This is a genomic window from Brevundimonas aurifodinae (assembly GCF_040195595.1).
GTDB classification, from domain to species: domain Bacteria; phylum Pseudomonadota; class Alphaproteobacteria; order Caulobacterales; family Caulobacteraceae; genus Brevundimonas; species Brevundimonas aurifodinae.
This window is the reverse complement of the sequence record NZ_JBEGDD010000008.1, coordinates 62,372-78,891: the sequence shown is the minus strand read 5'-3', so window position 1 is coordinate 78,891 and position 16,520 is coordinate 62,372. Positions and strand designations below refer to the sequence as shown.

The 16,520-nt window shown below is 67.8% G+C and carries 18 protein-coding genes; 12 read left to right on the top strand and 6 right to left on the bottom strand.

Annotation, left to right across the window (positions count from 1 at the left end; translation table 11 throughout):
• Positions 1-13: 13 nt before the first annotated feature.
• Positions 14-1,066, top strand: coding sequence for a glycerophosphodiester phosphodiesterase (locus ABN401_RS10745; protein ID WP_349684839.1), 1,053 nt, complete (start codon positions 14-16; stop codon positions 1,064-1,066).
• 199 nt (positions 1,067-1,265) lie between these two features.
• Here ABN401_RS10745 and ABN401_RS10740 read toward each other — a convergent pair whose 3' ends face one another.
• Positions 1,266-3,128 (bottom strand): ABC transporter transmembrane domain-containing protein, encoded by a 1,863-nt coding sequence (locus ABN401_RS10740; RefSeq protein WP_349684838.1) that lies wholly within the window; start codon positions 3,126-3,128, stop codon positions 1,266-1,268.
• 134 nt (positions 3,129-3,262) lie between these two features.
• Between ABN401_RS10740 and rpmE the strand changes: the two genes are divergently transcribed.
• Complete coding sequence (rpmE, locus tag ABN401_RS10735) at positions 3,263-3,487, top strand: 50S ribosomal protein L31 (protein WP_349684837.1); 225 nt, start codon at positions 3,263-3,265, stop codon at positions 3,485-3,487.
• A gap of 148 nt (positions 3,488-3,635) precedes the next feature.
• A complete protein-coding gene (locus tag ABN401_RS10730; protein WP_349684836.1) occupies positions 3,636-5,201 on the top strand; it encodes a L,D-transpeptidase family protein in 1,566 nt (521 codons plus the stop codon).
• Between the two features lie 126 nt (positions 5,202-5,327).
• Here ABN401_RS10730 and rcdA read toward each other — a convergent pair whose 3' ends face one another.
• Entirely contained in the window at positions 5,328-5,840 is a 513-nt protein-coding gene (gene rcdA, locus ABN401_RS10725) for a protease adaptor protein RcdA (protein ID WP_349684835.1), read from the bottom strand.
• 104 nt (positions 5,841-5,944) lie between these two features.
• Positions 5,945-6,151 carry a DUF1192 domain-containing protein gene (locus ABN401_RS10720; RefSeq protein WP_349684834.1) on the bottom strand — a complete coding sequence of 69 codons (207 nt, stop codon included), beginning with the start codon at positions 6,149-6,151 and terminating at the stop codon, positions 5,945-5,947.
• 80 nt (positions 6,152-6,231) lie between these two features.
• Here ABN401_RS10720 and ABN401_RS10715 point away from each other — a divergent pair, with 80 nt between their 5' ends.
• Complete coding sequence (locus ABN401_RS10715) at positions 6,232-7,203, top strand: NAD(P)H-quinone oxidoreductase (protein ID WP_349684833.1); 972 nt, start codon at positions 6,232-6,234, stop codon at positions 7,201-7,203.
• Positions 7,204-7,207: 4 nt separating this feature from the next.
• Here the strand turns inward: ABN401_RS10715 and ABN401_RS10710 are convergent, their stop codons facing one another.
• Complete coding sequence (locus tag ABN401_RS10710; protein ID WP_349684832.1) at positions 7,208-7,849, bottom strand: beta/gamma crystallin-related protein; 642 nt, start codon at positions 7,847-7,849, stop codon at positions 7,208-7,210.
• Positions 7,850-8,230: 381 nt separating this feature from the next.
• Here ABN401_RS10710 and ABN401_RS10705 point away from each other — a divergent pair, with 381 nt between their 5' ends.
• Complete coding sequence (locus ABN401_RS10705; RefSeq protein ID WP_349684831.1) at positions 8,231-8,896, top strand: DUF1013 domain-containing protein; 666 nt, start codon at positions 8,231-8,233, stop codon at positions 8,894-8,896.
• 75 nt (positions 8,897-8,971) lie between these two features.
• Here the strand turns inward: ABN401_RS10705 and ABN401_RS10700 are convergent, their stop codons facing one another.
• Both ABN401_RS10700 and ABN401_RS10695 read right to left on the bottom strand, forming a co-directional pair.
• Positions 8,972-9,292, bottom strand: a complete 321-nt coding sequence (locus tag ABN401_RS10700) for a hypothetical protein (protein WP_349684830.1) — start codon at positions 9,290-9,292, stop codon at positions 8,972-8,974.
• A gap of 3 nt (positions 9,293-9,295) precedes the next feature.
• Entirely contained in the window at positions 9,296-9,484 is a 189-nt protein-coding gene (locus tag ABN401_RS10695) for a hypothetical protein (protein ID WP_349684829.1), read from the bottom strand.
• A 208-nt stretch (positions 9,485-9,692) separates the two neighbouring features.
• Between ABN401_RS10695 and ABN401_RS10690 the strand changes: the two genes are divergently transcribed.
• Genes ABN401_RS10690 through ABN401_RS10660 form a run of 7 tightly spaced genes read left to right on the top strand, consistent with a single transcriptional unit; the run spans position 9,693 to position 16,520 of the window.
• Complete coding sequence (locus ABN401_RS10690) at positions 9,693-11,966, top strand: ATP-dependent helicase (RefSeq protein WP_432763553.1); 2,274 nt, start codon at positions 9,693-9,695, stop codon at positions 11,964-11,966.
• 31 nt (positions 11,967-11,997) lie between these two features.
• Entirely contained in the window at positions 11,998-12,249 is a 252-nt protein-coding gene (locus ABN401_RS10685; RefSeq protein ID WP_349684827.1) for a hypothetical protein, read from the top strand.
• Positions 12,246-12,542 carry a type II toxin-antitoxin system RelE/ParE family toxin gene (locus ABN401_RS10680; protein WP_349684826.1) on the top strand — a complete coding sequence of 99 codons (297 nt, stop codon included), beginning with the start codon at positions 12,246-12,248 and terminating at the stop codon, positions 12,540-12,542. The genes ABN401_RS10685 and ABN401_RS10680 overlap by 4 nt, the downstream gene beginning before the upstream one ends.
• 34 nt (positions 12,543-12,576) lie before the next feature.
• Positions 12,577-13,923 (top strand): O-antigen ligase family protein, encoded by a 1,347-nt coding sequence (locus ABN401_RS10675; protein WP_349684825.1) that lies wholly within the window; start codon positions 12,577-12,579, stop codon positions 13,921-13,923.
• Positions 13,889-15,955, top strand: a complete 2,067-nt coding sequence (parE, locus tag ABN401_RS10670) for a DNA topoisomerase IV subunit B (protein ID WP_349684824.1) — start codon at positions 13,889-13,891, stop codon at positions 15,953-15,955. Before ABN401_RS10675 ends, parE begins: the two co-directional genes overlap by 35 nt.
• Positions 15,956-15,979: 24 nt before the next feature.
• Positions 15,980-16,195, top strand: coding sequence for an AbrB/MazE/SpoVT family DNA-binding domain-containing protein (locus tag ABN401_RS10665; protein ID WP_349684823.1), 216 nt, complete (start codon positions 15,980-15,982; stop codon positions 16,193-16,195).
• Entirely contained in the window at positions 16,128-16,520 is a 393-nt protein-coding gene (locus ABN401_RS10660) for a type II toxin-antitoxin system PemK/MazF family toxin (RefSeq protein ID WP_349684822.1), read from the top strand. Before ABN401_RS10665 ends, ABN401_RS10660 begins: the two co-directional genes overlap by 68 nt.

Sequence of the window (16,520 nt, the reverse complement as noted above, 5' to 3'; positions counted from 1 at the left end):
CTACCCTGGCGGCATGATCCGGTTCATCCTCGCCGCCCTGCTCCTCGCCAGCCCGGTGACCGCCACACCCCTTGCTGAAGACCTGGCCATGCCGAACCCACTCGTCATCGCCCATCGCGGCGCATCGGGAGAGCGGCCCGAGCACACCCGCGCCGCCTATGACCTGGCCATCGACCAGGGTGCCGACTTCATCGAGCCGGATCTGGTCATGTCCCGCGACGGCCACCTGATCGTCCGCCACGAGAACGAAATCTCCGAGACCACCGACGTCGCCGCTCGCCCCGAATTCGCGGCTCGACGCACGACCAAGACCATCGATGGTCGACCCGTCACCGGCTGGTTCACCGAGGACTTCACCCTGGCAGAGCTGCGGACCCTGCGCGCCCGTGAACGCCTGCCCGCGCTCCGTCCCGACAGCGCCGCCTTCGACGGCCAGGAGCTGATCCTGACGTTTCAGGACGTCGTCGACATCGCCCGCGCGGGAAGCGCGCGGACCGGCCGCGTCATCGGCGTCGCGCCGGAGCTCAAGCACCCGTCCTATTTCGTCTCGATCGGCCTGCCGATGGAGCCGCCGCTGATCGCCGCGCTGGTGGCCAACGCACTGATGGCGACCGACAGCCCCGTCATGATCCAGTGCTTCGAGATCGACGCTCTGCGGTCGCTGAATCAGTCCACCGACGCCCCCCTGCTGCAACTGATGTCGCCCATCGGCGGCCCCGCCGATCATCCCGACCGGACCTATGCCGCGATGGCGACGCCGGAGGGGCTGGCCGAGATCGCCACCTACGCCGACGCGATCGGCGTCGAAACGGCGATGATCGTTCCGCGCCTGGCGTCCGGCGCGGCGGGCGATCCCACCCCCCTGGTCGCCGATGCCCATGCCGCCGGGCTCAAGGTCATCGTCTGGACGTTCCGCGCTGAGAACACTTTCCTGCCGACGGAATTCCAGGCTGGCGAAGATCACGGCCTCGGCGACCTCGGCGGCTGGCTGCGGCGCTTCTATCGGCTGGGCGTCGATGGGGTATTCACCGATCATACGGAAATGGCGATCGCGTCGCGGGAGTAGAGCGCCCCCAGTCTAGTTGGACTCGGGGGATACCGAGTCCAACGAGTCCATCTCTGAAATCAACCTGTCAGGATTCTGGAATATATAATTGATTGTTGTATATTTTATTCTCAGGCAGTCATAGGGCATGTTGGACCCTCTGGGATCGATACCGGCTCTGGCGCCCCTATCGATCGTCCGTTCGCGGGGACCGAGCCCCCTAGCTTTCGCGGAACTGCAGCTCGGCCAGTCGCGCATACAGACCACCCTTGGCCACCAGTTCGTGGTGGGTCCCCTCCTGCACCGCCATGCCGTCTTCCATCACGACGATCCGATCGGCGCGCAGCACGGTGGCCAGACGATGGGCGATGACCAGGGTCGTGCGCCCCTCCATCGCCTGATCCAGCGCGGCCTGGACCAGGGCCTCGTTCTCGGCGTCCAGGGCGCTGGTGGCCTCGTCCAGCAGCAGGATCGGCGCGTCGCGGACCAGGGCCCGGGCGATGGCCAGCCTCTGGCGCTGTCCGCCCGACAGGCTCTTGCCCCGTTCGCCCAGGGGCGTGGCGAACCCTTCCGGCAGGGCCTGGACGAAACCCAGGGCCTGGGCCTCTTCCGCCGCCTGACGGACCTCGTCCTCGGATGCCGCCTCTCGGCCAAAGCGGATGTTCTCCAGCGCGGAACCCGAGAACAGCGGCGCCTCCTGCGAAACCCAGGCGAACCGACCCCGAACCTCGACCGGATCGGCGGTCTTCACGTCCACCCCGTCCACGCTGACGGAGCCGCCCTGTGGGTCGTAGAAGCGCAGCAACAGGCGGAAGACGGTGGACTTGCCCGCGCCGGAGGGCCCGACCAGAGCGACCGTCTCTCCGGGCCGCACCGTCAGGTCGAAGCCCTTCAGCGCCGGCAGGTCGGGTCGACCCGGGTAGGCGAAGCGCACGCCCGCCATGGCCACGCGTCCCTCAGGCGGGCTGGGCAGGGCGACCGGTTGCTCCGGCGCCGCGATCTCGGCCTGCGCCCGCATCAGTTCGTCGATCCGCTCCATCGCGCCCGAGGCCTTCTGCACGTCGCCCCAGCTTTCGCCGAGCGCGCCCACGGCCCCGGCCGTGAACACCGACAGCAGAACGAACTGCAGCAGGGCCCCCGGCGTCATCGTGCCCCGCGCCACGTCCTGCGCGCCCAGCCACAGCACGAAGGTGATGCCGCCGAAGATCACCACGATAACCAGGGCCGTCATCCAGGCCCGGGCCCGCATTCGCGTCAGGGACACGCCGAACGCCTCTTCGACCACGCCGCCGAAGCGGGTCGTCGCGCTGTCGACGCGCCCGAAGGCCTGGACCGTCTCGATGGCGTCCACGCTCTCGCCCGCGAAGCCGACGGCGTTGGCGAACCGGTCCTGGGACCGCACGGTCAGTTTGCGGACCTGGCGGCCGAAGATGAAGATCGGGGCGATCAGCAGGGGCGCGGTCAACAGGACCAGTCCCGTCAGCTTGGGGCTGACGACGAACAACAGGGCGACCCCGCCGATCAGGGTCAGCAGATTGCGCAGGGCGAACGAGACCGAGGTGGTCAGCAGGGTCTCGACCAGGGCGATGTCCGTGGTCAGGCGGCTCAGCACCTCGCCCGTGCGCATGCGGGCGAAGAACGCCGGGTCCAGCCCCAGGATCCGCTCGAACAGCGACTTCCTCAGGTCGGCGATGACCCGCTCGCCGGTCTTGGTCACATAGAAATACCGGACGGCCGTCGCGATGCCGAGGGCGACGGCGTTGGCTCCCAGGAACAGGAACCACCGGTCGATATTCTGGCCGCCGTTCTCGAATCCGTGGTCGATGGCACCGCGCGCCGTCGCGGTCAGCGCCAGGGAGGCACCGGTCGAGGCCAGCAACCAGAACATCGCGATCAGGGCGTCGATCCGGTGCCGGACCAGAAAGGGCCACAACCGCAACAGGGGGCGCACGTCGCGGCTGCGGTCCCGCCGCTGGCCGGCCTCGCCCAGTTGCTCGACCAGGACGGCTCCGGCGCCGGGACGTCCGGCGGTGGAGCCCGCGCCAGTGGGGGAATCGAGACGTGGCGCGGCTGTATCAGTCATATCCCCGGCCTCTTGCCCCGGATGGGCCCCCGGTGTAAACGCCGCCGCTCGTTCCCGTCGGCTCGCTGGCGGGATTTCTCATTTACGCGCACCGACGGTCGGCATCGTCACCGCGCAGAGACCGGACACCGACCATGAAGCCCGATACCCACCCCGACTACCACTTCATCACCGTCACCCTGACCGACGGCTCGACCTACAAGACGCGGTCGACCTACGGCAAGGAAGGCGACGTGCTGAACCTGGACATCGATCCGTCGACGCACCCGGCCTGGACCGGCGGCAACCAGCAGATGCTGGATCGCGGTGGCCGCGTGTCGCGCTTCAACAACAAGTTCGGCGGCTTCATCAAGAAGTAGGTCCGGACTGTATCCGCGACGTCACGAAAGGCGCCGGTCGCGTGACCGGCGCTTTTTGTTTGTCCGGAACGTCGATAACATGATCCCGGGCGATCCTCGGGGCGTGGACACCGGGTTCCACGGGGCATCGCGTCAAGGCGATATGAGAATGAACCGACGTGAACTGACCCTGGGTGCCGCGGTAGCGGCCGTGGCCTTGCCCGCCATGGCGCAGACGGCCGCGCCCTATGCCCCGGTGACGACGTCCGACAGCCCCTACTACGCCGCCTTCGATGCCCAGATCGCTCGCCTGCCGGCCGCCGAGCAGCCGGACGTGCGCGCCTTCTATGAGCTGAACGGCTGGCGTCCCGTCTGGAACGCCGACCGCCTGCGCCGACTGAACGAGGCCGCCGGCCGTATCGAGCGCCACGGCCTGTCGCGCAACGACTTCTTCGACTTCGTGGGCCTTGCGGCCGATCCGGACAGCGCGGACCTGCGCACCACCACGGCCGCCCTGAAGTACGCCCGCGTCCTCGCCGAAGGGATGGTTCGACCCGAGACGGTCGAAGAGCTCTGGGAGATGCAGAAGAACCGCGTCGATCTGCCCGGCGGTCTGAACGACGCCCTGGTCCGCAACCAGCTGGTCGAGTGGTACGAGGGCCTGGCTCCGACCGACATCGGCTACAACAACCTGTCGGCCGGATACATCCGCTACCGCCGCCTGATCGCCCAGGGCGGCTGGCCCGCATTCCCGACGCGTCCCGGCACCCTGGAGCCCGGCGCCAGCGACAACCGCATCCCCGCCCTGATCGCCCGACTGGTGGCCGAAGGCGATCTGGCGGCCGAAGCCGGAAACCGCCTGTCCGCCGAGGGGCTGTTCTATGGACCGGAGCTCGAGGCCGCCGTTCGCGGCTTCCAGGCCCGCCACGGCCTCGCCGCCGACGGCCGGATCGGCCCGGGAACCCAGAGCTCCCTCGGCGTCTCCGCCGAGGACCGCGCCCGCCAGATCGCGCTGAACCTGGAGCGCCGTCGCTGGCTGAAGCGCGAGGTCAACCCCGAGCGGATCGAGGTGAACACCGCCGCCGCCATCATGGTCTACTGGAAGGACGGCCGGCCGGTTCACTCCAACCGTGTCGTCGTCGGCGCGCCCTCGACCCAGACCCCCAGCCTGGAGAAGCCGTTCGCCTCGGTCGTCGCCAACCCGCCCTGGTACGTCCCGGCCGGGATCGCGCGCCGCGAAATCCTGCCGCGCGGGCCCGCCTATCTGGCCAGCCAGAACATGTACATTCAGAACGGCACCGTCATTCAGCGCGCGGGGCCCACGGCAGCGCTCGGCTATGTGAAGTTCGAACTGCGCGACAGCTACGCCATCTTCCTGCACGACACGCCGTCCAAGGCCGCGTTCAACCTGTCGGTCCGCCAGCGCTCGCACGGCTGTGTGCGGGTGCAGAACGCGGTGGAGTTCGCCCGGCTGCTGCTGTCGCCCGACCCGACGCTGCTGGATCAGTTCGACGCCGCGCAGACGTCGCGTCGCACCACCCGCATCCAGACGGGGCGTGAGATCAGCGTGCGCCTGCTTTACTGGACGGCCTTCGTCGACGGTCAGGGCCGCGTGGCCTTCCGCGAGGACGTCTATCGCCGCGATCGCGTTCTGGCCGAGGCGCTCGGCATCGCCGTCGACCTGCCGGCCGTCGTCGCTGACGGGCGCGTGGATGTGAACGACGTCGGGCCCTAGGGTCTGATCCGGAAAAGTGTGAGCGGTTTTCCGGTCGCATCAAACCCCAGGAACCGGCTGGACCTTGATTCACGGCATCGGCGGAATCGCGAAGCGATTCCTTCTCGACCGATCAAGGTCTAGGGCTCAGGGCCGAAACGCCGCCTCCAGCATCCCCATCTGGGTCAGCACCGGGTTGACGTCGCTTTCTTCCGCCGCGTCCAGATACATGCGCCGGTCGAGATACAGCACCCGGTCATGCAGTTTTTCGGCTCGGACCAGATACTCGACCAGGGCAATGGGTATTTCGGGGTGGGTCGGCTCGGTCTCGGGCCTGCGCTCAGCCAGCCGGTAGCGCGGCTCGCACGCGGCCTCAGGGCTCATGTCCCCCTCTCGCACGGCGCGCTGGACCAGCAGCCACGAGGCGACCTGCATCAGCCGGGTCGTCAGCTTCATGCTCTCGCCCGCATAGGCCAGGGCCGCCAGACGCGACAACATCTTGGACTCGCGTCGACCGTCGCCGTCCAGATAGGCGGCGGTCTCCTCGACCAGCTCCATGCCTTCCTGGAAGGTCCTCTCGAACAGCTCGGAGCGCGCGAAGTCTCGCACCTCGCGAGTCTTCGCGGCCTGGGGGACTTGAAGGTCGTCACTCGCCGTCATCTCAACTCGCACTCTGTCGCCCCGGCCGGTTCAGCGGACCGGATCGGCACCGTGCCCCCCACGCCTGCAACGGCCATGCCACGGATCGCCTCCACGCGGAACCGTCAGCCACCAAAGTTGAACAGGGCGTCCGCGGCCGACTTCTTGGCGTTCTTGGCGGCGATCGCAGCCTTGGATCGGTCGATCTCGGCCTGCAGCGCGTCCATGCGTTCGTTCAGTTCCTCGACCGAATACAGGTCCAGGTCCTCGCGCCCCAAGGCCGTCACGCCCGCGCCGCGCGCGGAGCGGGGCTCCAGATCCTCGAACGTCATCGTCGCCTCCTTGGCCCGAAACCGTCGTCCCTATAGTTACGCGCCCGGACACGGACGATTGCAAGAGTCGGGAGAGCGCCATGCGGGTGATCGAAATCGAAGGTGGCGCCGGGCCCGCGGACGGGCTGCGCCTGGCCGAACGCCCCGACCCCGTGGCCGGACCGGGCGAGATCCGCATTCGCGTCCGGGCTGCCGGCGTGAACCGGCCTGATCTGCTGCAACGGATCGGCTCCTATCCTCCCCCTCCCGGGGCGTCGGACATCCTGGGACTGGAGGTCGCGGGCGAGGTGGACCAGATCGGCGACGGAACGACCCGCTGGAAGCTCGGCGACAGGGTCTGCGCGCTTCTGGCCGGCGGAGGCTATGCCGGACAGGCGGTCGTCGACGCCCGGCATGCCCTGCCCGTCCCGGATGCCCTCGATTTCGTCCAGGCGGCGGCCCTTCCGGAAACGGTGTTCACCGTCTTCGCCAATGTCTTCGAGGCCGGCGGCCTTCAACCCGGCGAGACGCTGCTGCTTCACGGTGCCACTTCGGGCATCGGGGTCACCGCGATCCAGATGGCCGGGGCTCTGGGGGCGCTGGTCATCGCGACATCACGAACGGCCGCAAAAGCCGCCGCCGCACTGGACCTCGGCGCCGACGTCAGCCTGAACGCCGCCAAGGGCGATCTGGCGCAGGGCATAGCATCGGCCGGCGGGGCCGACGTCATACTGGACATGGTCGGAGCGGCCTATGCCGAGTTGAACCTGAACGCCCTGCGGGCCGGCGGGCGATGGGTCGTCATCGGCACCCAAAGCGGCAACCTGGCGCAGGTCGATTTGCTGCGACTGATGCTCAAGCAGGCTGTCCTCACCGGGTCCACTTTGCGCCGTCGGTCCGCCGACGAGAAGGCGCGGCTGGCCGCGGAGATCGAACGCGTGGTCTGGCCGTGGGTCGCGTCAGGCAAGCTGCGACCGCCGATCGACGCGACCTTTCCGCTGGAACAGGCCGCGCTCGCCCACCTCCGGCTGGAGGCGGGCGATCACGTCGGCAAGATCGTCCTGACGATCTGACGATCTACCAGCGGCCGCCGCCACGAACGGGGCGCAGCGAGGAGATCCGGTCGTTCATGCCCCACCGGTCCAGGTTGCGGACACTGCCAGTGAAGGTCTGGCACTGCCCGCGGAAGTTGGCGTCGACGCAGGCTTCCCAGGTGCCGTTCATCTGCATGGAACTGATGCGGTCGTTGAAGCCGGAGCTGCCCAGGTTTGGGATTTCCCCGCGCAGCGTCTCGGAATAGCCGCGGAAGTTGGCGTCCTGATAGACGGTGATGGTGTTGCGGCCGCCACCGTTGTTGCCGCCACCCCAACCGCCACCATTGTTGTTTCCGCCACCCCAGCCGCCGCCATTGTTGCCGCCGCCGCCATTGCCGTTGTTCTCCCAGCGACCACGCACGTTGTAGCAGACCAGGAGGCCGTTATCGTTGCCGATATCGCTCGAGGAACAGGCCCCCAGGTCGATCGAGCTGGAGCGCGAGTTGCCTCGCGTGTCGCGGCAGTCGGCATAGAGCCGTCCCTGGTTCACATAGGCCCCGTTGCAGGTCTCGGCGTAGCTGCCGCGAGGTGCTCCGCGGGACTGCGCCTCGGCCGACTGCGGCGCGGCGCTGAAGCCGACGGTCGCGAGCGCGGCCCCGGCGGCGATATAGGCGAGGGTCTTCATGATCTTCCTCCTTGGGGTCACCCCCGGACGCCGAAGCGCGCCCGATACGACAATGTTCACCGACGCAGATGAACCGGAACTGTATGCGATCTTCAGCGGACGGCCCAGACGGACCAGAGAGCCGACGTTGGCATCGGCCCCGGCAAAGATCAGCGATCCAGCTTCAGGAAGCGGCATTCGGTCCTTTTCAGAAACCTTCCGAGGGGATGATGCCTCGTGTCGTAGGCATTCGTCATGCCTCTCTCGTCGCACGCGAAGACGACGTTTTCTTTTAAGGCGAATAGGCCTATATCGACGGCATACGCGCCCGGCCGAAAGGTCGGGCGCCGTCGTATCCGGCGCCCGGGCTCACCGGGCCGCCCACACTCCGGGACACTGCCCATGACCGACATCCTGATGCCCAAGGCGACCGCCGTCTGGCTGGTGGACAATACCTCGCTGACGTTCGAGCAGATCGCCGCCTTCTGTGGTCTCCACCCGCTGGAGGTGCGCGGTATCGCCGACGGGGACGTGGCCCGCGACATTCGCGGCGTCGACCCGATCACAGGCGGCCAACTGGCCCGCGAAGAGCTGGACAAGGCCCAGGCCGACGAAACCTATCGCATGCAGGCCATCGTCAGCCGCCACGCCGAGCTGATGAAGGCCGCCAAGCCCGCGCCGAAATACACGCCTGTCTCGCGCCGCCAGGATCGTCCTGACGCCATCATGTGGTTCGTGAAGAACCACCCGGAGGTCACCGACGCCCAGATCGCCAAGCTGCTGGGCACCACCAAGGCCACGATCGACAGCGTGCGCAATCGCACCCACTGGAACAGCCCCAACATCAAGCCGGTCGACCCGGTGACGCTCGGCCTCGTCGGGCAGCTGGTGCTTGACGAACTGGTGTCCAAGGCCGCCGAGAAGAAGAACCGCGACGACGCCAAGAAGGGCGGCCCCGCTCTCGAGCCCGTCGCCGCCGAGCCGGTGGAGCCGGAGTTCGTCCCCGAAGAGCGCGAACGCCGCACGGCAGAGCCGACCGCCGCCTCGGTCTTCGGCGACCGCAGCTAAGGCGCTCCGCGATCGGCAAAGAAAGAAGCCCGCCCGGCGTGCGCCGGGCGGGCTTTTTCGTTCACGACCGCCGCATCACTCGGCGGGGGCCGGACCCGGTATGCTGGGCGGCTCGACCGGCGGCAGGCTCGGGGCCTCCGGCAGGGTCGGGGCGTCCGGCAGATCCGGCAAGTTCACATCAACGGCAACATTGGTGTCGGCCGCGTCCTCGATCGGGTTGTCGTTCCCGTTCAGCAGCACGAAGGCGATGATCGCCACGACCACCAGCAAACCGATGACCAGGAAGGCCACAACACCGCCGCCCCCGCCGCTGCGCCGTTCCGGCTGGACGTTGACGGTCGTGTGGGTCGGCTGTGCGACCGGCCGCTCGGGCGGAGGCATGTTCGGATCGGTCATGGATCAGTTCCCCGGCGCGGCGGGCGCGGCCACCTCGGGCAGGTCGACGTCGACGTTGATGTCTTTCGTCTCGGGCGTCATCGCGCCGCCGGCGAAGACGAAATAGGCGACGATCGCCAGAACGACGACGATGCCGCCGACGATGAAGGCCAGCCCGGTGTTGCCGCCGCCGCTGTTGGTGTTCTCTGCCAATATAGTCTCTCCCACTCAGGATTGATCCCTGTGCGGCAAGAACACCGGTCACGCTTGCCGGTTCCGAACCCACAGGCGTGACAGGGCCTGACTTTGGACGTCGTGCCCCTTATGTTCTCGAATCCCCTGCCCCGAGTTGCCCAGTTTGACCGACGCCCTTCCCGCCCCGCGCATCTCCGACCTGGCCCGTTCGCGCGGGCCCGGCGGCATGGCCGGTGAGACGCCAGACTATCTCGCCGGCCTGAACCCTGAACAGCGCGCGGCGGTCGAGGCGACAGAAGGACCGGTGCTGGTTCTCGCGGGGGCCGGCACCGGCAAGACCCGCGTTCTGACCACACGCCTCGCGCACATCCTGGCCACAGGCCGGGCGCGGCCCTGGGAGCTGCTGGTCGTCACCTTCACCAACAAGGCCGCGCGCGAGATGCGCCAGCGGATCACCCATCTGATCGGCCCGTCCGCCGAGGGACTGCGCTGGCTCGGCACCTTCCACTCCGTCGCCGCCCAGATCCTGCGTCGTCACGCCGAACTGGTGGGGCTGAAGTCCAGCTTCACCATCCTGGACACCGACGATCAGGAGCGGCTGCTCAAGCAGTTGCTGGAAGCCGCCAACATCGACACCAAGCGGTGGACGCCCAAGTCGCTGGCCGGGCTGATCGATCACTGGAAGAACCGGGGCTGGACACCGGAAAAACTGCCGTCCGGCGAGGACTTCGCCAACGGCAAGGGCCAGACATTATACGCCGCCTATCAGGCGCGGCTGGTCACGCTGAACGCCTGCGACTTCGGCGACCTGTTGCTGCACAACCTGACGATCCTGTCGCAGCACGCGGATTTAGCAGAGGAATATCGGCGGCGGTTCCGCTACATCCTTGTCGACGAGTATCAGGACACCAATGTCGCCCAGTATCTGTGGCTGCGGCTGCTCACCTCATCCACCGGCAACGTTTGCTGCGTCGGCGACGACGATCAGTCGATCTACGGCTGGCGCGGTGCCGAGGTGGACAACATCCTGCGGTTCGAGCGGGACTTTCCGGGCGCCAAGATCGTCAAGCTGGAGCGGAACTATCGCTCGACGCGGCACATTCTGGGGGCGGCGTCGGGCCTGATCGCGGCCAACCGCGACCGGCTGGGCAAGACCCTGTGGACCGAGGACCAGACCGGCGACAAGGTTCGCGTGCGCGGCGTCTGGGACGGCGAGGCCGAGAGCCGCCTGATCGCCGACGAGATCGAGGTCGCGAGGCGCGACGGCCGAAACTATAAGGATATGGCGGTCCTGGTTCGGGCGTCGTTCCAGATGCGGGCGTTCGAAGAGCGGTTCGTGCTCTTGGCCATCCCCTATGTCGTCATCGGCGGCCCGCGCTTCTTCGAGCGCGCCGAAATCCGCGACGCCCACGCATACTTGCGCCTGATCCAGTCCGAGGACGACGACCTGGCCTTCGAACGCATCGTCAATGTGCCCAAGCGGGGCATCGGTGACACCAGCGTACAGAAGATCCTGCAGATCGCCCGGCACAGGGGCGTCTCGGCCATGACGGCGGTGCGCGAGTTGATCGTGTCCGACGAGCTTCAGGCCCGCACCCGCACGGCCCTGTCCACCTTCGTCCGCGACCTCGACCGCTGGCGCGCGCTGGCGGCCGACACGCGCCACTGGCTGCTGACCGAGACGGTGCTGGAAGAGAGCGGCTACGTCGATATGCAGAAGGCCGACCGCGCCACCGGCCCGGCGCGGCTGGACAACCTGAAAGAGCTCACCCAGGCCATGCAGTCGTTCGAGACCCTGGGGGCCTATCTGGAGCATGTCTCGCTGGTCATGGACCTGGACCGGGGGCCGTCGTCGGACGCGGTGCAGATCATGACCCTGCACGGCGCGAAGGGGCTGGAGTTCCCGCTGGTCTTCCTGCCGGGCTGGGAGGAAGGCGTCTTTCCGAGCCAGCGCAGCATCGACGAGAAGGGCGAAAAGGGCCTGGAGGAAGAACGCCGCCTCGCCTACGTCGGCGTGACGCGGGCCAAGCAGGACGCGCGAATCTCCTTCGCCGCCAACCGCCTGGTCTATGGCCGCTGGACCAGCCAGCTGCCCAGCCGCTTCGTCGACGAACTGCCCATCGACCACGTCGAGGCCGAGAGCGACACCGGCTACTACGGTGCCTCCGCCGGCATGAAGGAGGCCAAGTCCCGCTGGGACGAGGCCCCCTCCTTCGGCGCGGGCTACTCCTCCCCCGGCTGGCAGCGCGCCCAGAGTTTCGCCGCGTCCAAGGCCCCCGCCGCCCGCCCCGCCCGCCAGACCCTGATCGAAGGCGACGGCCGCCTCATCGCCACCGCCGACCCGACGGCAGGAGGCGGCTGGAAGAAGGGCGAGCGCGTGTTCCACCAGAAGTTCGGCTATGGCGCGGTGCGGGTGGTCGAGGGCAACAAGCTGACCGTGGAGTTCGAAAAGGCCGGTGAGAAGCGGGTGATCGACACGTTTGTGGAGCGGGTGGAGTGACCATTAGCCCGCAGTCAGGTAAGGTCATTGCATGGCTGACGGCGCTCTAAACATAAAGCTCGACGACTATGCCTCCGCGAAGCTCGCGATGAAGGCGAAAGCCATGGGCGTCTCCCCCGAGGAGTTTGCGACCCGTGTGATTACTGAGGCCGTTGAACCCGTCGCCGACCTCAAGTCCGATCACGCCTCGAACTACGATCTCCAGGAAGAGGGCCGCCCCTGGGCCGAAGTCCGGCCGGAGCTGGTGGCCCGGATGAAGCGGAAACTCGCCGAGCGGTCGTGATCCTCACCGTCTCTGATCAGGCTCGAAGGGACATCGACGCCCAGATCGATTGGCTCGCAAAACGATCGCCCGCATCGGCAGAGCGGGCGCTGGATGCCATCCTTTCAACGTTCGACCTTCTTCAGGACTTCCCGCTGCTGGGAAACGAGACCGAACGCGGCTGGCGCGAGAAGAAGGTGGAGTTTGGCCGCGACGGATATGTGATTTGCTACGTTGTTCGGCCCGCCGACCTTTTCGTCGTTCGCTTCTTCCATCCGCGTCAGGATCGCGGCGAAACCGGAGTTGAAAGCTAAGGTTTCGTTAGCGGCTAGCACTCACCTTCCCCCCGTGCGCCCCGCCCTCCCCATCACCCCGCCGACCGAGCACCCCCCACCCGTCTGGGAGCAGGTGCTGGCGGGGCTCGTGGTGGTCATGCTGACCCAGGCCCTGATCGGCCCCGTATTCGCGCCGACGCAGGAGGAGACGCCGATCCTGCGGCTGGTGTGGCTGCCGGTCTATGCGATCATCGCCGGGCTGATTCTGTTTCGCCTGCCCGCCATGGTCCGGGCCTGGCCGGTGTGGATCATGCTGGGCGTGCTGGTGCTGCACGCCTTCGCCTCGAAGTGGTGGTCGATCGATCCGGAGGTGACCCAGAGGCGGGTCATCGCCATGGCCATCTCATCCGCCTTCGCCGTCTATCTGGGCGTCGCCTTCCGCGGGCCGCACCTGCCGCGCCTGCTGATGCTGTGTGGCCTTGCCATGGGGCTGGGCAGTCTGGTGATGATCGCCGTCAATCCGACCATCGGCATCCACCAGGCCGAGAACGCCGGCCTGTGGCGGGGCCTGTGGTACGAGAAGAACCAGATGGGTCTGGTCATGTCGGCCGCCGCCGTGGCCGCCGCCGCCTGTCTGGCCTCGGGCGATCCGCGCCGCCTCCTGCCCGGCATCACCCTGGTCGTCGCCACCGCCCTGGTGCTGGCGACCCAGTCCAAGACCTCACTGTTGTGCCTGATCCTGGGGACCGGCGGCATCGGCGGTCTCTGGGCGATGCAGAGGGGCGGCGGGGCCTTCTCTATCGTCGCGCTGTGGTTCGGCGTCGTGATCAGCGCCGTGGCCGGATATGTCTTCATCACCGATCCTGAGACCGTGCTGGTGGCGCTCGGCAAGGACCCGTCCCTGACCGGCCGGACCGACATCTGGGCCGCCCTGATGCGCGACGTGGCTGAGCGGCCGTGGACGGGCTTCGGCTATTCCGCCTACTGGGGCATCGATTCCGTGCCCGCCGAGTTCATCCGCATGGAGACCCAGTGGCCTGTGCCGTCGGCGCACAACGGCTGGATCGACCTGCTGATCCAGCTGGGCTGGCCGGGTGCCATCCTGACCGGCGGGGTGGTCCTGCTGGCGCTGGTCGTCACCCTGTTCCGCATTCCCGGCGCGGGCGCGCGCGAGGGCTATTGGGCCGTCGGGTACCTCGCCGTCTTCCTGCTGCTAAGCCTGTCCGAGAGCGTGCTGCTGAGCCACGCCAACCTACCTTGGACCCTGCTGCTCGCCATCCTCGCCCGCGCCCTGGCGGCCGAGCCCGAGGCGGTGCGCGCGCCCCTTGCCCGCCCGGTGCGCGCGGCCTACCAGACGGCTCCCCGAATCGCCGCACACTCAAGTCATGCCCGCCTCCGTCGCCCCGTCCCTGTTCGATGACATGCCCGAGCCGCCCAAGCCTGCGGCCCCCGCGCCTGCGCCCGAGCCGGCCCTGAAACCCCAGGCCGCGGCGGCACCCGCGCCCGCCGCTCCGACGCCGACCGGCGGCTATTCGGCGTCGTCGATCGAGGTGCTGGAGGGGCTGGAGCCCGTCCGCAAGCGTCCCGGCATGTACATCGGCGGCACCGACGAACGCGCCCTGCACCACCTGTTCGCCGAAGTCCTGGACAACGCCATGGACGAGGCGGTGGCCAAGCACGCCAAGCTGATCACCGTCGACCTCGACGCCGACGGCGTGCTGTCGGTTCGCGACGACGGTCGGGGCATCCCCGTCGACCCCCATCCCAAACACCCGGGCAAGTCCGCGCTCGAGGTCGTGATGACCGTGCTCCACTCCGGCGGCAAGTTCTCGGGCAAGGCCTACGAAACGTCCGGCGGCCTGCACGGCGTCGGCGTCTCGGTCGTCAACGCCCTGTCGGACGTGCTGGACGTCACCGTCTGGCGCGACGGCTTTGAGTGGAAACAGTCGTTCAGCCGGGGCCTGCCGCTGGCACCCATCCAGCAGGTCGGACCGTCCAAGAAGCGCGGCACCCTGATCCGTTTCCACCCGGATGCCGAGATCTTCGGCGTCGGCGCGGCCTTCAAGCCCGCGCGCCTGTTCCGCATGGCGCGCTCCAAGGCCTATCTGTTCCGGGGCGTGGAGATCCGCTGGACCTGCGCGGCGGAACGGATCACCGACCACACCCCGACCGAGGCGACCTTCCACTTCCCCAACGGCCTCGCCGACGCCCTGGCCGAACGCATCGGCGAGATGGAGACTGTCACCCCGACCTTCTCGGGCCGAGTGGAGAGGAAGGGCGAGGCCGGGGCGGTCGAATGGGCCGTGACCTGGTCGCCCATCGGCTTCGGCGACGCCGACAGCTTCGTCCAGTCCTACTGCAACACCGTCTCGACGCCCGACGGCGGCACCCACGAGGCGGGCTTCCGCGCGGCCCTGGTCAAGGGGCTCAAGACCTATGGCGAACTGACCAACGAGAAGCGCGCGGTCCAGATCACGGCCGAGGACGTCATCGCCAACGCCGGTGCCCTGATCAGCGTCTTCATCCGCAATCCCGAGTTCCAGGGCCAGACCAAGGACCGCCTGTCCTCGCCCGACGGCCAGAAGATCGTCGAGGCCCTGATCCGCGATCCGCTGGACCACTGGCTGACCGAGAACCCGAAACAGGCCAACGTCCTCTTGGGCTTCATCATCGAGCGCGCCGAGGACCGGCTGCGCCGCCGAAAGGACAAGGAGGTCCAGCGCGCCGCCGCGACGCGCAAGCTGCGACTGCCCGGGAAGCTGGCCGACTGCTCGCGCCAGTCCGCCGACGGCACCGAACTGTTCATCGTCGAGGGCGACTCGGCCGGCGGCTCGGCCAAACAGGCGCGGGATCGCGCGACCCAGGCCATCCTGCCCCTGCGCGGCAAGATCCTGAACGTCGCCTCGGCAACCGCCGACAAGCTGCGCCAGAACATCGAGCTGAACGACCTGATCCTGGCGCTGGGCGTCACGCCCGGCCCGCGCTTCGATATCGAGGCCCTGCGCTACGAGCGGATCGTGATCATGACCGACGCCGACGTGGACGGGGCCCATATCGCGGCGCTGCTGATCACCTTCTTCTACCGCTCCATGCCCGAGGTGATCCGCCAGGGTCGGCTGTTCATGGCCCTGCCGCCGCTCTACCGGCTCCAGGCCGGGCCGCTCAGCGAATACGCCCGCGACGAGGCCCACCGCGAGGAGCTGATGGCCACGGTGTTCAAGGGCAAGAAGGTCGAGCTGGGCCGGTTCAAGGGCCTGGGCGAAATGATGGCCTCCCAGCTGAAGGAGACCACCATGGACCCGAAGAAGCGCACCCTCGCCCGCGTCACCCTGCCCGCGTCCGAGGAGGACATCGAGGACCTGGTCGAGCGCCTGATGGGCAAGAAGGCCGACGCCCGCTTCCGCTTCATCCAGGACAACGCCCGCTTCGCCGTCGCGGAGCTTGACGTATAGCACGGTAAGGAACATCCTTACGCCATGATCACCAGTCGGATCACTTCCAAAGCGCAGACGACCGTGCCGCAGGCCGTTCGCACAGCACTCGGCGTGCAGCCGGGAGACGACTTGGCCTACGAGATCACGGATGGACGGGTGGTGCTGACAAAAGCGCGGTCCATCCTCGAAGATGACCCCTTCGCGGAGTTCGACGAATGGGCGTCGGAGGCAGATCAGCGAGCTTATGCCGGACTTTGAACGAGGCGACGTTGTTCGCGCCCCGTTTCCCTACACCGACCGAGACACGGTCCAGCATCGTCCGGCTGTCGTCGTAGCGACAGGCCTGGGGCCAACTGGCAAACTGTGCTGGGTCGTGATGGTCACCAGCGCCGAGAACCGATCCTGGCCCGGAGACGTGTCACTTGAGGCCAACTACGAGGATTGCGGCCTCCCAGCCCCCTCCCTTGTGCGTTCGGCGAAGATCGCGACGACTGACCGGAATCGCCTTGGCCTGCTGGGTCGCCTGCCCGCACCTGCGTTCGAGTCTGTCTTGAATGCGATCCACGCGCGACTTTCGCGCTAG

Bases quoted from the DNA above. Each gene is read 5' to 3' on its own strand.
- ABN401_RS10730 (WP_349684836.1), top strand. From the start codon at position 3,636: ATGAACCGACGTGAACTGACCCTGGGTGCCGCGGTAGCGGCCGTGGCC.
- ABN401_RS10715 (WP_349684833.1), top strand. From the start codon at position 6,232: ATGCGGGTGATCGAAATCGAAGGTGGCGCCGGGCCCGCGGACGGGCTG.
- ABN401_RS10665 (WP_349684823.1), top strand. From the start codon at position 15,980: ATGATCACCAGTCGGATCACTTCCAAAGCGCAGACGACCGTGCCGCAG.
- parE (WP_349684824.1), top strand. From the start codon at position 13,889: ATGCCCGCCTCCGTCGCCCCGTCCCTGTTCGATGACATGCCCGAGCCG.
- ABN401_RS10690 (WP_432763553.1), top strand. From the start codon at position 9,693: ATGGCCGGTGAGACGCCAGACTATCTCGCCGGCCTGAACCCTGAACAG.
- ABN401_RS10740 (WP_349684838.1), bottom strand. From the start codon at position 3,128: ATGACTGATACAGCCGCGCCACGTCTCGATTCCCCCACTGGCGCGGGC.
- rpmE (WP_349684837.1), top strand. From the start codon at position 3,263: ATGAAGCCCGATACCCACCCCGACTACCACTTCATCACCGTCACCCTG.
- ABN401_RS10660 (WP_349684822.1), top strand. From the start codon at position 16,128: ATGACCCCTTCGCGGAGTTCGACGAATGGGCGTCGGAGGCAGATCAGC.
- rcdA (WP_349684835.1), bottom strand. From the start codon at position 5,840: ATGACGGCGAGTGACGACCTTCAAGTCCCCCAGGCCGCGAAGACTCGC.
- ABN401_RS10710 (WP_349684832.1), bottom strand. From the start codon at position 7,849: ATGAAGACCCTCGCCTATATCGCCGCCGGGGCCGCGCTCGCGACCGTC.
- ABN401_RS10720 (WP_349684834.1), bottom strand. From the start codon at position 6,151: ATGACGTTCGAGGATCTGGAGCCCCGCTCCGCGCGCGGCGCGGGCGTG.
- ABN401_RS10685 (WP_349684827.1), top strand. From the start codon at position 11,998: ATGGCTGACGGCGCTCTAAACATAAAGCTCGACGACTATGCCTCCGCG.
- ABN401_RS10700 (WP_349684830.1), bottom strand. From the start codon at position 9,292: ATGACCGATCCGAACATGCCTCCGCCCGAGCGGCCGGTCGCACAGCCG.
- ABN401_RS10745 (WP_349684839.1), top strand. From the start codon at position 14: ATGATCCGGTTCATCCTCGCCGCCCTGCTCCTCGCCAGCCCGGTGACC.
- ABN401_RS10705 (WP_349684831.1), top strand. From the start codon at position 8,231: ATGACCGACATCCTGATGCCCAAGGCGACCGCCGTCTGGCTGGTGGAC.